The following is a 14,652-nucleotide window of genomic DNA, read 5'->3' on the forward strand; positions in this document are numbered from 1 at the left end:
CCCGTCACGCTCTCTGGATCAGGATGACGCCGACGACGAGACCGTAGATCGCGATTCCCTCGGCGAGGCCGACGATGACGATGGCCCGGCCGAAGAGTTCGGGCCGCTCGCTCATCGCGGCGAGGGCGGCGGCCCCGGTGTAGGCGACGGCGATGCCCGCGCCGATCGCCGAGACCCCGACCGCGATCGCCGCGCCGAGCAGCGCCGTCCCGTTCACGGCCGCGGCGGCGGCCACCGCCCCCTGGGCACCGCCCGTGTCCGCCCTCGGGGCGCCCGCGGCGGTGAGCGCCGCGAGGAGGAGGGCGAGGGCGGCGAGCACGACGACGGCGTTCACGGCCTGCAGGCCTCTCCTGATCCAGACGGACATGATCTCGCCTCCCCGGATGTCGGTGGAAGACGCCACGGACGGAACGGACGCCCCTCGGCCTGGAAGAGCCGGGAGAACAGCTCGTAGTATTCGAGCCGCAGCGCCTGGACGCCGACCACCAGCGCCTCGATCGTGAACGCGAGCGCGTTGCCGACGACGAAGACCACCACCGCGGCGACCGGACGGCCCGCCCACAGCGCGGTCGTGCCCACCCAGACGATGGAGCCGATGGCCGCGTGGGTGAGGCCGAACGCCGCGAGCCGGGCGAACGACACGAGGTTCGCGCCCAGCCGTACGACCACGTCGAACAGCCGCATGACGGCCTGGGCGACCCCACTCGGGCCACCGCCGGCGTCGGCCAGGAAGCCGGTGAACGCCAGGACCAGTCCCGTGGCGGCGAGCAGGCCGCCGGCCAGCGCGAGGAGATCGAGGCCGGTGTACCACCCGGCGACGGCCAGGCCGGTCCCGGTGAACAGCGCCGCGCCCGCGATCCCGGCGGAGGAGTAGAGCGCGACCGGCCAGCCGCCCTCGCGCCATCGGTTGACGACGCCGAGCGCGTAGGCGGCGCCGAGCAGCAGCGCGCCGACGCCGAGCGCGGCGAGCAGAAGCTGGAGGGGCCGGGCGAGCGGCGCCAGCCACAGCACCGGCACCAGGCCGGTGGGCCCGAAGAACTCCCCGTAGGCCAAACCGAACAGGATGCTCGTCACCCCCGCGCCGAGGGCGAACGGCCACCCCCGGCCGAACCGGGCCAGCGCACCCGGGCGGCCCGCGTGGCCCTGGCGGCCCGTCCGGTGCGCGCGGTACAGCACCGCCGCCGCGACGAGCAGCATCACCCCGTGACCGGCGTCGCCGAACATCATGCCGAACATCACCACGTACGCCCCCGCCGCGAGCGGAGTGGGATCGATGTCGCGGTAGGGCACGGTCCCGTACGTGGAGACGACCGGGCTCAGCGACCCGCGCAGCCCGCCCGCCCGGAGCAGCGACGGCGCCTCGACGCCCCTCGGCCGGGAGATCGTGACGACCGCGCCGCCGAGGGCCGCGAGACGGCCCGCCAGTTCGGGCACGGTCGGGGCGGGCATCCAGCCGGCGAGCGCCGCGACCTCGTCCCGGACCACGGCCGCCCGCGCCACCGTCTCCAGGGAGGCGTCGGCGGGCGTGGACAGCTCGACCAGCCCGGCGTCCCCGACCCGCCGCAGCACGTTGGTCAGCACGCGAGAGGGCGCCACGATCGCGACCCGTTCCATCCGGACCGGCCGCAGGGCGTCCCGCCAGGCCGGGTGCGGGCCGGCCGGATGCGGGTCGGCGGGGTTCGAAGCGGCGCGGTTCGAGGCGGCGCGGCGTGGGTCGGCGGGGTACGGATCGGCCGGGTTCGAGGCGGCGGGGCGCGGGCGGCCGGCGTCGGAGGAGGACTGAGAGGAGGACTCAGAGGAGGACATCGTCGCCGCCTCCCCGCGCGGCCAGTTCCAGCGCGGCCCGCACCCGGCGGGCGTCGGCGGCGAGCACGGCCACGGCCCCCAGGACGGGCCCGGCCGAGAAGGCGGAGCCCGCGAGCAGGGCGCGGCCGTCGTCCTCCACCCGTCTCCACCAGCGCCGTTCGGCGGTCCACAGCCCGCTCGGGTCGTCGATCTCCAGCAGCGCCCAGCGCGCGGAGGAGGGCAGGCGCGCGGTCATGTCGGCGACGGACGCCGCCGCGAGCGCGGCCGGCCCGAGCAGGGCCCGGGAGCGCCCACCCGTCCCGGCCGGAAGCTCACGGCGCTCCGCGTGCCGTTCCCGGGCGACCAGCAGGGCCGTCGCGCCGGCGACCCAGCCCCGGGCGGCGGGCGGAAGGGTCGCGGCGAGCCGTTCCGCCCAGGACAGGCGCATGCCGAGCTGGATCTCCCGGCGGGCCGCGCCACCGGGATCACCCCACGGTGAGGCGGCCAAAGTCGCCCGGATCTCGGTCAGCGACCGGCACCCCCGCAGCCGCGGCCAGGTCGTGGCGAGCGACCCGAGGACGAACTCGGGCTCGGCGGGCCGGCCGCCCAGGCGGCACATCAGCTCGTCCACGTTCGCGATCTCGAACCACCGGGCGATCAGGCGCATCATCTCGCCGCCCTCCCTCGGGAGCCAGCCGGCCAGGACGCGCAGGTGCCACAGGAGCGTGGCGAGCACCGCCCACTGGGCGTCGGCCAGGCTCTGGCCGGGCCGTACGTCGTGCCCGTAGGAGGAGCGCGCGAGCACGGCCACCGCCTCGGCGCAGGAGCCGCAGGCGGCCAGACGGCGGGCCCGGCGCGGGCCGAGCCCCCTGCTCAGGAGCCCTCTCGCCCGGGTGGACCCGGAGACCCAGGCGGCGGTCACGGCGGATCACCCGCGAGGGCCCTGACCTCCGCGACGGCCAGGGCGACCAGGTCCGGCATCCGCTCCGCGGCGCGTTCGCGGACGCGCTCGGCCGCCGCCTCCGCGTCCCGGAGGAGAGCCGCGGCCTCCTCCTCCGCCCTCAGCCTGGCCGACGACGCGGCCCGCGCCCGCGCGGCCGTCGCCTCCACCCGCGCCGCGGACAGGACGTCGGCGGCCCGGGCCCGCGCGTGGTCCCGCGTCTCCTCGGCGCGCAGCCGGGCGGCGCGCCGCTCACGGGCACACCGCTCCCGCGTCTCCTCCAGGAAGGAGAAGACCGCCTCCAGTTCGGTCGCCGGGTCGGCCACGTAGTCCGCCGGCACCCCGGCGGGCGCCGCGGCGCCGGGTATGCCCGCCGGACGGAACCTCTGGAGGAAGTCACGCAACCGAGCCATCCGTTCACCTCCACCCGCATGGAGTGATGCCCCGGCAGCGGTCGCATCGTGCAGGTCGGCGGCCCCGAAACTGGTGCCTCTCCCGCCAATCTTTGGCCCGGTCGCGCCCCGTCCGCCCGCCTCAGCCGCCGATGCGGTAGGGCCGCATCATCTCGTTGTCCTCGTGCTCCAGCATGTGGCAGTGCCACACGAAGAGCCCGGGCCGGTCGAAGTGGGCCTTGACCCGGGTCACCTCCCGGGGCAGGGCGATGACCGTGTCCTTGCGTCCCCGCTCCCAGGGCCGGGCCGGCCGCGCCGAGCCGTGGAACGGCGTGCGGTCCAGCACCTCGAACAGGATCTCGTGGATGTGGATGGGATGCGCGTCCGGAGTGAGGTTGTGGAACTCCCACACCTCGACGTCGCCGACGCCCGGGTTCTCCGTGACCGGGTCGTGCCACCTTCTCGCGGCCCAGCCCCGCCCGGCGGCGTCGCCCAGCAGGGTCGCGACGGGACCCGCCCCCCGGACGGTCGAGCCCTGCTCCAGCAGGGCGAGCCGTCTCGTCCGTACGGCCGGACCGAGCCGGGCGGCCCGGGGGAGCTCCAGCTCGTCGGGCGGCACGCTGGAGTCGCGGCCGGAGGCCGGCCGCACCAGGAACTTCAGCACCTGCCCGGTGGTGGCGGGATCCGCGGGCGCGGCCGCCGTGTCCCCCTGGTACGGCCCGTCGGGCCCCTCGTTCACCAGGTAGAGCGGGGTGCCCGGGGGAACGCCGGTGAAGTCGACCACCACGTCGGCGCGTTCGGCCGGGGCCAGCAGCAGCCGGTCGAGCGCGACCGGCGCGGGCAGGAACGCGCCGTCGGAGCCGATCTGCCAGAACGGCAGCGCCGATCGTACGGGCCGGGCCACCGGGGAGGCGGCGATGCCGAGGTCGAGGACCCTGGCGTTGCAGCCGTTGAGGAAGCGGAACCGGTAACGGCGCCGCTCCACCTCCAGCAGCGGCCAGGTCCGGCCGTTCACCGTCATGGTGGCGCCGAAGAACTCCGGCACCCAGATGGGCGGGACGTCGGTGCGCGGGATGTACGGGCCGCCGTACCCGCGCGCCGCGCGGCTGTCCGGGTAGAAGAGCGAGCCGTCCGCCGTGAACGTCCTGTCCTGGACGATGATCGGAATCTCGTGGCAGCGGGCGCCCGCCGGATCGCCCGCCCCCGGCGCCGGCCCGGGGAGGACGCCGGGCGGCAGGTCGTTCGGGCCGCCCCGGAGCAGGTAGAACCCGGCCAGGCCGGCGTAGACGTTGAGCCGGGTCATCCCGAGCACGTGGTCGTGGTACCAGAGGGTGCCCGGGTGCTGGTCGTTGCCGTACCGGTAGACGGCCGACCCGGCCCGCCAGCCGGCGCCCGTCCGAGCAGCGTAGGCGGCGGCGAAGCCGGCGTACCGGGACCCCTCCCGGGCGTAGCCGTCCGGGATCTCGGCGGCGGCGAGGAACCACGCCTCGGGGTGTCCGTCGCTGTCGTCCGGGCTGTGCCCGCCGTGCAGGTGGGTCACCACCGGAACCGGCCCCCGGTACGGCCCGGGGGTCGCGGCGAACTCCGGCCTGCGGTCGCGGCCCGCCCGGCCGCCGGGCGGGTTGGCCCAGTGCAGCGTCGGATCGACGGGCAGCAGATGCGGGAGATGATCCCCCCACCGGTCCGTCAGCTCGTTCACCCAGGTCACCTGAACGGGGTGGTCCACTCGGGCCTCGATCGTGCGTCCCGGAACGGCGAACGTGCCCGGGTGCGGGGCCGAGCCGTAGCCGAAGACGGCCGTGGCCGGTGCGCCGGGCGGCAGCATCTGCTGCCGGAACCGGCGCACCCCGATCACGTAGCGGTCGAGCGAGCCGTCACCCGTGGGCGCGGCCCGCATCGCGGTGGGCATCACGGCGGGAACGGGTAATGCGGCCACGTATTTGGGCACCGACGCCGCGTCGAGCAGCGGGAGCCCGGAGGGCGCCGACCGGCGGGCGGGTCCCGCCGGGCCGTGCGCCCCCACGAGCGTGACCGCCGCGCATCCCTGGAGGAAGTCACGCCGGGTCAGCCGCTGTTCGTCCCCTTGTGTGGCCCCTGGTACGTCCGGTCGTGTGTTCCGTCGTGTGCTCATGGCGAACCCCCGCCGCCCCGACACTCCTTTCCATCATGCCCGGATCGGCCGGGTCACACGCCGGTGATCGTCCAGTGGTTGTTGGTGTTGTTGTTCGGCGTCCACATGCCGACGGCGGAGCCGGCGCTGGTGTAGCCCATGCCGTCGAGGGACGTCCCGGTGCCGCGGTTGATGATCTGGTAGCGGCCGTTGCCGACACTGTTCAGGCGCCACTGCTGGTTGTTGCCGCCGTTCCAGGCCGACTGCCTGGCGTTCGCGCCGTTGGCGGTGTTGCCCCAGCTGTCGATGACCATGCCGTTGGTGCGGTTGACGATCCGGTACCAACCACCGCCCAGGTCGACCAGCTGCCACTGCAGGTTGTTGCTGCCGTCCCAGTTCCACTGCTTGACGTTCGACCCCGACGCCACGTTGCCGCCGCTGTCCAGCACCAGGCCGGTGGTGGCGTTGACGATCCGCGAGTAGGTCGACGGCACCGGTGTCGGCGACGCCGACGGCGACGGCGACGGCGACGGCGAGGAGGTGCTGCCGGAGCCGGTCAGACGATAGGTGCGGCCGGCCTCGCCGGGCAGCGTGATGACGTCGGCCTCGGGCTTGGTGACGGTGACGGCGCCGCCGGTCTCGGCGTCGACCACCTGGTAGGTGCCGGTGAAGATCCGGCTGCGCACGTTGACGGTGCCGGCGCGGTCGAACTTGACGAGGATCTCGGTGGCCATACCGGAGCTCCAGGTCGCGCCGACGGTGTAGCCGCCGCGCCCCCGCAGGCCCTGAACCTTCCCGCTCGGCCATGCCGACGGCAGCGCGGGCAGCACGTGCAGCTCGTCGTTGTGGCTCTGCAGCAGCATCTCGGCGATGCCCGAGGTGGCGCCGAAGTTGCCGTCGATCTGGAACGGCGGGTGCAGGTCGAACATGTTCGGCGCGAGCCGGTCCGTCCTGACCAGGAGGCGGATCAGGTTGTGCGCGCGGGCGCCCTCCTCCATCCGCGCCCAGTAATTGATCTTCCAGGCGAGCGACCAGCCGGTCCCGTCGTCTCCGCGCAGCTCCAGGGTTCGGCGCGCGGCGTTGTAGAGCGTGGGGGTGCCCCGCTTGGTGATCTGGTTGCTGGGGTGCAGGCCGTACAGGTGGGAGATGTGCCGGTGGTTCTGCTCGGTCTCCACCCAGTCGTACAGCCACTCCTGGATGTTGCCGCGCGAGCCGACCTTCATCGGCGCGAGCCGGTCGCGGGCCGCGAGGACCCGGGTGCGGAAGTCGGAGTCGGTGCCGAGCACCTGGCTCGCCTGCGCGCATGCGTTGAACAGGTCGCGCAGGATCTGGTTGTCCATGGTCGGGCCGGCGCACACGCTGACGCCCGAGTGGTGGGGCAGTTCCGGGGAGTTCGACGGGTTCGTGACGAGATAGCCGAGACTCGGTTCGGTCACCAGGGTGTCGAGGAAGAACTGCGCGGCGCCCTTCATGGCGGGGTAGTACTGCTGCAGGAAGTTCAGGTCGCCGGTGAACCGGTAGTGCTCCCAGATCAGGGTGGACAGCCACGCGCCGCCGGTCTGCCACATGCCCCACAACGCGCCGTCGACGACCGACGTGGCCCGCCACGCGTCGGTGTTGTGGTGGGTGACCCAGCCACTGGCGTTGTACTGCACCCGCGCGGTGCGGGCGCCGGTCACCGAGAGGTCGTTGATCATCCTGAACACCGGGTCGAAGCACTCCGACAGGTTCGTCGTGTCGGCCGGCCAGTAGTTCATCGGCAGGTTCGCGTTGATGGTGTACTTCGAGTCCCACTGCGGGGCCAGCGAGTCGTTCCAGATGCCCTGCAGGTTGGCCGGCTGGGTGCCGGGGCGCGAGGAGGAGATCAGCAGGTAGCGGCCGAACTGGAACAGCAGCACCGAGAACTGCGGGTCGTTGGTGTTCGCGTGCTGCGCGATGCGCACGTCGGTCGGCTGGTCGGCAGCGGACGTCCGGCCCAGGTCGAGGGTGGTGCGCCCGAACAGGTTCTGGTAGTCGGCCACGTGCCGGGACCGCAGGTCGTCGAAGGTGCGGGCGACGGCGGAGTTGAGGTGGTTGCGGGCGATGCCCTGGTAGTCGCCGCCGACGTTCTGGTAGTTGACGTAGCTGGAGCCGATGGAGATCAGCAGCGTCACGCTGTTGGCGCCCCGTACCTGGAGAGTGCCGCCGGAACTGCTGACGGTGCCACCGTCGGCGACTGCCTTGGCCAGTGCCAGGAACTTGACCGAGCCGGTCTTGCCCTCGAAGTTGCCCGAGATGCCGTCGATACCCACCGACGTGCCGTCGGGGCTGGTGCGGGTGACGCGCTGCGGGCTGTCGAACGTCGCGGAGAAGGTGATCGATCCGGCCCGGTCGGCGGTCAGGCGGACGACGATGACCTGGTCGGGCGCGCTGGCGAACGTCTCACGCCGGTAGTTGACGCCGTTCTGCGAGTACGTCGTCACCGTGGTGGCCGTGGTCAGGTCCAGCAGCCGGTTGTACCCCGAGACTCCGCTGGAGCCGGCGCTGAAGGTGAGCCGCAGGTTGCCCACGGTCTGGTAGGCGAGCTGGCCCGCGGGACTGCCGAGCATGTTCTGGTCGATCAGGCTCTGGGCCTGGCTCCACTGGTTCTGGAAGACCAGCTGCCTGATCTGCGCCAGCGCCCCCGCGCCGCGCGTGTTGCTCTGGTCGTACGGCCCGCCGCCCCAGACGGTGTCCTCGTTGAGCTGGAGCCGCTCGACGTCGACGTTGCCGAACACCATCGCGCCCAGGCGCCCGTTGCCGATCGGCAGCGCGCGCAGCCAATCCGTCCCGGCGCTCTCGTCGTACCACAGCGCCAGATCGTTCGCGGCGAGTACCTGCGCCGGCGCCACCGACCCGGCTCGCGCGGCCGCCGTCCATTGCAAGGGCAACAGTGCGGCTCCGGCTCCGGCCGCGCCGAATCGCAGCGCTTGCCTTCGGGTGATATCAGACAATTCAGTTCTCCAAGTTCACGGCGGGGACGGACACCAGGAATCGTTTCGACCGGGAGTTCCACTCCGGCGAGACGTGGTGGGTGTCCGGGGGGATGACCTGCGACCCGAAGGCCCTGAGCGAGGTGGCGGTAAGGGTGTGGTTCTCTCCGGCAGGGCCTCCCACCGCCATAAGAGGCCCTGCCGGAGCCCGGAGAGGGTCGTGTGCCGGCCCTCTCCGGAGTCAACGGGACATCGATCGGCACGCCGTGCCGTGAGCGGTCACGGACTGGTGCAGGTGAGGGTGGGGGTCGACGGCGTGCCGGTGGCGAGGAACCCGAAGCTGGTCGAGCCGCCCGCCGGGAGCGAGCCGTTGTAGGAGACGTTCTTCACCGTCACCGTGGAACCGCTCGTGCTCAGCGTGCCGTTCCACGCCTGGGTGATCGTCTGGCCGCTGCCGAGTGTCCACCTGACGGTCCAGCCGTTGATCGCCGAGCTGCCCGCCTTCACCGTGACCAGCGCCTGGTAGCCGCCGGGCCACGAGTTCTGCGGCTGGTACTCGGCCACGCAGGCGCCCGGCGGCGGGGGCGACGGGCTGGTGTGCGGCGACTGGGACGGCGACTGCGAGGGCGACTGCGACGGTGACTGGGAGGGCGACTGCGACGGGCTGGACGAGGGGGAGGCGCTCGGCGACGGCGACCCGCCCGGCGGCACGTACGGGCACTTGTTGCGGTACATCGAGATGTTGCTGGAGTCCGCCAGCGGGCACAGGAACTGGGTGTACCGGGTGTCGTTGTCCACCCAGATCTTCAGCCAGGGGATCAACACCCGCATCTCGGTCGTGTTGGCCCGCGTCGCGAACAGGTGGTCCACCCCGGTGATCTCCACCCACGCGCTCGGCGTCGAGGCCGGGATCGTGGTGTAGAGCCCGTTGAGGTAGGACTGCGTGACCGTCGTGTCCCGCTGGCCGGAGATGAACATCGTCGGCACGCGGTCGTTGGACAGCCCGTAGTCGCCGACGGGCGAGCCGGGCGCGAGCCCGATCCCGGCCTTCAGGGTGGGCCGCCGGAGGATCGCGCTGAGGACCCCCGCGCCGCCCGCCGAGTGGCCGACGACCGACAACCGGTTCGGGTCGACCCGGTCGCGCACCGAGCTGCGCTGGGTGAGGTAGTCGAGCGCGGCGAGCAGCTGGGTCCCCCGGGCGTCCGCGCTGTCGGTGCGGCTGTTGGTCTCGATGCCGATCACCACGAAGCCGAAGGAGGCGAGCCAGGGGCCCATCCAGGCCTCTTCGTTGGCGAAGAGGGCCGAGTAGCCCGGCACGATCGCGACCCCGCCGAACGTCTGGCTGGTGTCGGTCGGGTAGTAGATCACTCCGCCGCCGAAGCCGTTGCCGGCCGGCACGCTGGTCTGCGCGGTCGCGAAGGTCCCTCTGTTGGCCGAGACGCTCGCCAGGGTCGGGTCCGGCCCGCGCTGGTAGGGATTGTCCGCGGCCGAGGCCGACTGGGTCGCGACGGCCGCCGAGAACAGCCCGACGACGGCCACCGCCGCCGCCATCGCCCGGCCCAGCGCGCGCCGGAGCGACCGGCTCCGCGAGCCGGGCCCGGACGCGGGCGGGTCCGTGGATGGCCGCCGGGTCCCCGGCGGCGGAACTGCGTGTGCGCCCATGCCTGAGCCTCCATGACTGAAATCAGAAAAGGGGAACGCGGGGCATTCAGCGCTGAACGCCGTGCTCCCGGGCGGGGGAGCGCACACCATGCGGGCGTCGCGAATGGCGGCCCTCCGCCCCGCGCACCACCACCGGACAGCGGGAGACCGCCTCGGGGCTCAGTGTGGAAACCTCACCGAAATGTGTCAAGAGTAGGGTGAAGCCGCGAAAGGCCCGCGCCGCGTGAATCGCCTCGTGATCCCGCATCGCCACGGTCGGCGCGTGATCCGGGAGCGGAGTCATCGGATGAACGTTTCACCCTGCCGCTGTCACCGTTGACCGCGCAGAGCCCCCTGATGCGGCAGTTGGACCGCGTGCACACCCTCCCGCGCTCGCGTTCGGACGTACCGCGGCACTTGACACCGCGCCTCCGCCTCGGCTTTGCTCCGCCCAACCACCACCGGTTGGTCTCTCGAAACGGAGGGCGAAGACGACGTCGGTTTGTTAGCGTTAACAATCATCCGAGGGCATGCCTGCGGCGTTCCTCGGGATCCGGCGGACACCACGCCGCGGTCCCGCGATCGCCGGCCTGGGGAAGTGCCCGCTTGATCGTTCTCGTCGTCGTGCTGGCTGCCGCGATCGGCGTGGGCGTCTTCTGGCTGCTGGCGGCGCTGTGGCATTCGTTCTGGGGCCAGGGGCCGCAGTTCCTTCCCGGCTGAGCGGTTCGGGGCGGTCGCCACCTCGGTTCAGGGGGCGAAGCGGTAGCCCATGCCGGGCTCGGTGATGAGGTGGACCGGGCGGGCGGGGTCGCGTTCGAGCTTCTTGCGCAACTGCGCCAGGTACTGCCGCAGATAGTGGGTCTCCCTGACGTGGGTGCTCCCCCACACCTCGGTCAGCAGCTGCCGCTGGCTGATCAGCTTGCCGGGGTTGCGCAGCATGATCTGCAGGATGCGCCACTCCGTCGGGGTGAGGCGCACGTCTCCCGAGACCGTCTTGGCGGCCAGGTCGACGACGTGGTCGCCGACGTTGACCCGCGCCGCTTCCGCCTCGGGTACGGAGGTCCGGCGGGTGACGGCGCGGATGCGGGCCAGCAGTTCCTCGACGTGGAAGGGCTTGGTGACGTAGTCGTCGGCGCCGGCGTCCAGCGCGTCGACCTTGTCCTGGTTTCCGGCCCGGCCGGACAGCACCACGATAGGCACGGCGCTCCAGCCGCGCAGGCCGTGGATGACCTCCACGCCGTCGAGGTCGGGCAGGCCGAGATCGAGCAGCACCAGATCGGGATTGAACTCGGCGGCCTGGCGCAGGGCGGTGCCGCCATCGGCGGCCGTCGCCACCTCGTAGTGGCGGGCGACCAGGTTGATCCGCAGCGCCCGGAGGATCTGCGGCTCGTCGTCGACCACCAGGACGCGGATCACGGAAGCTCCTTGGGACGTACGGCGGGCGCCGGTGTGGAGACGGGCAGGGTGAGGATCATGGTGAGGCCTCCCCCGGGCGTCTCCTCCGGGACCAGCGTGCCACCCATGGCCTCGGCCAGCCCGCGCGACAGGGCCAGGCCCAGCCCGACGCCGGTGTGGCTGTCCCGGTCGCCCAGCCGCTGGAACGGCAGGAAGACCCGGTCGTGGGCCTCCCGGGGGATGCCGGGGCCGCGGTCGACGACCCGGACCTCCACGTGGTCGCCGTACGCGCTGGCGGTGACCAGGACCCGCTCCTCGGGCGGACTGTAGCGGACCGCGTTCGACAGCAGGTTGACCAGGACCCGTTCGAGCAGGGCGGCGTCGGCGACGACCTCGGGAAGCTCGACGGAGACGTCGGCGTCGACGCGGTCGCCGGGCGGCCCGAGGTCGTCGATCGCCCGGGGCACCACCTCCTCCAGGGCGACCGGCTGACGCGCCAGGCCGAGCACGCCCGCCTGCAGGCGGCTCATGTCGAGCAGGTTGTCCACCAGCCGGTTCAGCTTGATCAGCGATTCGTCGGCGGTGGCGAGAAGCTCCTCCCGGTCCTGGGGCGACCAGTCGACGCCGGTGGTGCGCAGGCTCTCGACCGCGGCCCTGGCCGACGCCAGCGGCGTGCGCAGATCGTGGCCGACGGCGGCGAGCAGCGCCGTACGCATCCGGTCGGCCTCGGCCAGCGGCCGGGCCTGGTCGGCCTCCTCCCGCAGCCGCCGCTGGCGCAGCGCCACGGCGGCCTCCGCGGCGAACGCCTCCAGCACCCGGCGGTCGGCGGCGTCCAGCAGCCGTCCGCGCACCGCGAGCGTCAGTTCCTCGTCGATCACGACGTCGGTGTCGGCCGCGGCCGGGCTGGTGCAGGGCGTGCCGCCCGCGGTGGCCGCGATCCGCCATGCCCGCGGGTCGCTCCGGTCGTCCGGTACGGGTGTGCCGGCGCGTTCGAGCAACGTGACCGAGGTGAGGCCGAAGGTCTCCCGCAGCCGGGCCAGCAGGGACGGCAGCGCGGCGTCGCCCCGGAGCACGTGCCCTGCCAGGGTGGACAGCAGCGCGGCGTCCGCGCCCGCCCGCGCGGCCTCGCGGGTACGGCGGGCCGCCAGATCCACGACGGCGCTGACCGTGGCGGCGACGAGCACGAAGACGACCAGCGAGAAGACGTTCTCCGGGTCGGAGACCGTCCAGGTGTGAGTGGGCGCGGTGAAGAACCAGTTGAGCAGCAGGAACCCGCCGACGGCGGCGGCGAGGGCCGGCCACAGGCCCCCGGCCAGGGCGACCGCGATGACCATGAGCAGATACAGCAGCATCTCGCTGGGCAGCCGCAGCTCGTCGCGGAACGGGAGCAGCACGGCGGTCAGCGCGCCCATCCCCAGGACGGCGAGCACCCAGCCGGCCAGCCGCCGCCCCGGCGTGAGGGCGGCCTCCCGCCGCGGCGCCCGGCGCCGTCCCCTGCTCATCTCCTCGTGCGTGACCATGTGCACGTCGATCGAGCCGGAGTCGGCGGTGGTGATCACCGAGACGCCCGGGGAGAGGAGCCGGGCCAGCCTGCCCCGCCGGGACGCGCCGAGCACCAGCTGGGTGGCGTTGACCCCGCGGGCGAAGTCGAGCAGCGCGTGCGCGATGTCGGCGCCGGCGACCTGGTGGTAGCTGCCGCCCATGCTCTCCACCAGCGCCCGCTGGCGGGCCAGGTGCGCCGGGTGCGCGCCGGTCAGCCCCTCGCCGGTGGTCACGTGTACGGCCAGCAGGTCGGCGCCCTTGGTCCGGTCGGCGATGCGGGCCGCCCGCCTGAGCAGGGTGTCTCCCTCGGGCCCGCCGCTGAGGGCCACCACCACCCGCTCGCGCGCCTCCCAGGTGCCCGCGATGCCGTGCTCGGCGCGGTAGCGGTCGAGCTGCTCGTCGACCTTGTCGGCGACCCACAGCAGCGCCAGCTCCCGCAGGGCGGTGAGGTTGCCCACCCGGAAGTAGTTGGACAGAGCCGCGTCGATCTTCTCCGGCCGGTAGACGTTCCCGTGCGCCATGCGGCGGCGCAGCGCCTCGGGCGACATGTCGACCAGCTCGACCTGGTCGGCCCGCCGCACCACCTCGTCCGGCACGGTCTCGCGCTGCGGGATGCCGGTGATCTGGAACACGACGTCGTTGACCGACTCCAGGTGCTGGATGTTCACAGTGGAGATCACGTCGATGCCGGCGTCGAGGATCTCCTCGATGTCCTGCCACCGCTTGGGGTGCCCGGAGCCGGGCACGTTGGTGTGCGCCAGCTCGTCGATCAGCGCGATCTTCGGGTGGCGGGCGATGACGGCCTTCACGTCCAGCTCGCCGAAGGCCGCCCCCCGGTAGACCACCTGCCTGCGGGGGATCACCTCCATCCCGGCCAGCAGCGCGGCGGTCCGGGGGCGGTCGTGCGTCTCGACGAGCCCGACGACGACGTCCCGGCCGCGCTCCAGGCCCCGGCGGCCCTCGTCGAGCATGGCGTACGTCTTGCCCACTCCCGGCGCCGCGCCCAGGTAGATCCGCAGCCGCCCGCGTGCCACCGCGGCCTCCTACTCCCCGTCCAGGGCGAGGTTGAGTTCGAGCACGTTCACGACCGGGCGGCCCACGTAGCCGAGCCAGGGGCTCACGGTGTGCCGGCGGACGAGGTCCAGCACCCTCTCCACTGTGAGGCCGCGGGCCCTCGCGACGCGGGGCGCCTGCAGCACGGCGTACGCCACGGAGATGTGCGGGTCGAGCCCCGACGCGCCGGCGGTGACCGCGTCGGGAGGGACCGCGACCCGGGTGACGGCGCCCCGGACGGGCACGGTGCGGCCCGCGGAGTAGTCCTCGCCCGGCCGGGCGCACTCGACCCGTACGCCCTGGTAGCGAGGGACGAACGGGGTGGCCGGGCAGGCCTGGTTGACCGAGACGGCCCTGGTCGCGGCGCCGGCCGCGGGGAAGACCTGGAGCACGGCGCCGACCCCGCCGGGGGTGCAGAACGGGCGGGCGCCGCTGACGCCCTCCAGCCGGCCCACCGCCAGGGAACGCGCGCAGACCTGCGTGAGCAGGGACCGCCGGCCGATCCGGCCCGGCGCGGGGAGGGTGTCGACGACGTCCTCCGGCCCGAGGTTGCTCGCCCCGGTGGCGGTGGTGTCGTACGCGTGCTCCGCCGCGGCCGGGCGGCTCTGGAAGTAACGGGGGATCGGGGCGCCGGAGGCGTCGGTGAACGACTGGCCGACGAGCGAACTGCCGACGACCCTGCCGTTCCGCTCGACCAGGCTGCCGTTCGCCTGGTGCCGGAACAGGACCTGGGCCACCCCGGTGACGGCCAGCGGGTAGACGACCCCCGTCACCACGGTGAGCACCAGCACCGCGCGGACGGCGGCCAGGTGCCGGCGGATCGAACTGGGCAGGTGTTTCATC

General features: G+C 73.2%; 10 protein-coding genes. All 10 read right to left on the minus strand.

Annotation, left to right across the window (positions count from 1 at the left end):
- Nucleotides 1-4: 4 nt before the first annotated feature.
- Nucleotides 5-367 carry an ATP synthase subunit C gene (locus F5972_RS12525; protein ID WP_150933638.1) on the minus strand — a complete coding sequence of 121 codons (363 nt, stop codon included), beginning with the start codon at nucleotides 365-367 and terminating at the stop codon, nucleotides 5-7.
- Nucleotides 331-1,806, minus strand: coding sequence for a V-type ATPase 116kDa subunit family protein (locus F5972_RS12530; RefSeq protein WP_225311404.1), 1,476 nt, complete (start codon nucleotides 1,804-1,806; stop codon nucleotides 331-333). The genes F5972_RS12525 and F5972_RS12530 overlap by 37 nt, the downstream gene beginning before the upstream one ends.
- Nucleotides 1,793-2,707: a V-type ATPase subunit gene (locus tag F5972_RS12535; protein WP_150933639.1), complete on the minus strand. Its 915-nt coding sequence runs from the start codon at nucleotides 2,705-2,707 to the stop codon at nucleotides 1,793-1,795. The genes F5972_RS12530 and F5972_RS12535 overlap by 14 nt, the downstream gene beginning before the upstream one ends.
- On the minus strand, nucleotides 2,704-3,138 hold the full coding sequence (locus F5972_RS12540; protein WP_150933640.1) for a hypothetical protein: 435 nt from the start codon (nucleotides 3,136-3,138) through the stop codon (nucleotides 2,704-2,706). Before F5972_RS12540 ends, F5972_RS12535 begins: the two co-directional genes overlap by 4 nt.
- Nucleotides 3,139-3,259: 121 nt before the next feature.
- Entirely contained in the window at nucleotides 3,260-5,248 is a 1,989-nt protein-coding gene (locus F5972_RS12545; RefSeq protein ID WP_150933641.1) for a multicopper oxidase family protein, read from the minus strand.
- A gap of 53 nt (nucleotides 5,249-5,301) precedes the next feature.
- A complete protein-coding gene (locus tag F5972_RS12550; protein ID WP_225311405.1) occupies nucleotides 5,302-8,136 on the minus strand; it encodes a glycosyl hydrolase family 95 catalytic domain-containing protein in 2,835 nt (944 codons plus the stop codon).
- A 321-nt stretch (nucleotides 8,137-8,457) separates the two neighbouring features.
- Entirely contained in the window at nucleotides 8,458-9,840 is a 1,383-nt protein-coding gene (locus tag F5972_RS12555) for a poly(ethylene terephthalate) hydrolase family protein (protein ID WP_225311406.1), read from the minus strand.
- Between the two features lie 726 nt (nucleotides 9,841-10,566).
- Nucleotides 10,567-11,235 carry a response regulator gene (locus F5972_RS12560; protein ID WP_150933643.1) on the minus strand — a complete coding sequence of 223 codons (669 nt, stop codon included), beginning with the start codon at nucleotides 11,233-11,235 and terminating at the stop codon, nucleotides 10,567-10,569.
- Nucleotides 11,232-13,790: a sensor histidine kinase gene (locus F5972_RS12565; RefSeq protein WP_150933644.1), complete on the minus strand. Its 2,559-nt coding sequence runs from the start codon at nucleotides 13,788-13,790 to the stop codon at nucleotides 11,232-11,234. The genes F5972_RS12560 and F5972_RS12565 overlap by 4 nt, the downstream gene beginning before the upstream one ends.
- Nucleotides 13,791-13,799: 9 nt before the next feature.
- On the minus strand, nucleotides 13,800-14,651 hold the full coding sequence (locus F5972_RS12570; protein WP_150933645.1) for a potassium-transporting ATPase subunit C: 852 nt from the start codon (nucleotides 14,649-14,651) through the stop codon (nucleotides 13,800-13,802).
- Nucleotide 14,652: the final 1 nt, after the last annotated feature.

The sequence above is a fragment of the Microbispora cellulosiformans genome (assembly GCF_008728085.1).
Taxonomy (GTDB): domain Bacteria; phylum Actinomycetota; class Actinomycetes; order Streptosporangiales; family Streptosporangiaceae; genus Microbispora; species Microbispora amethystogenes.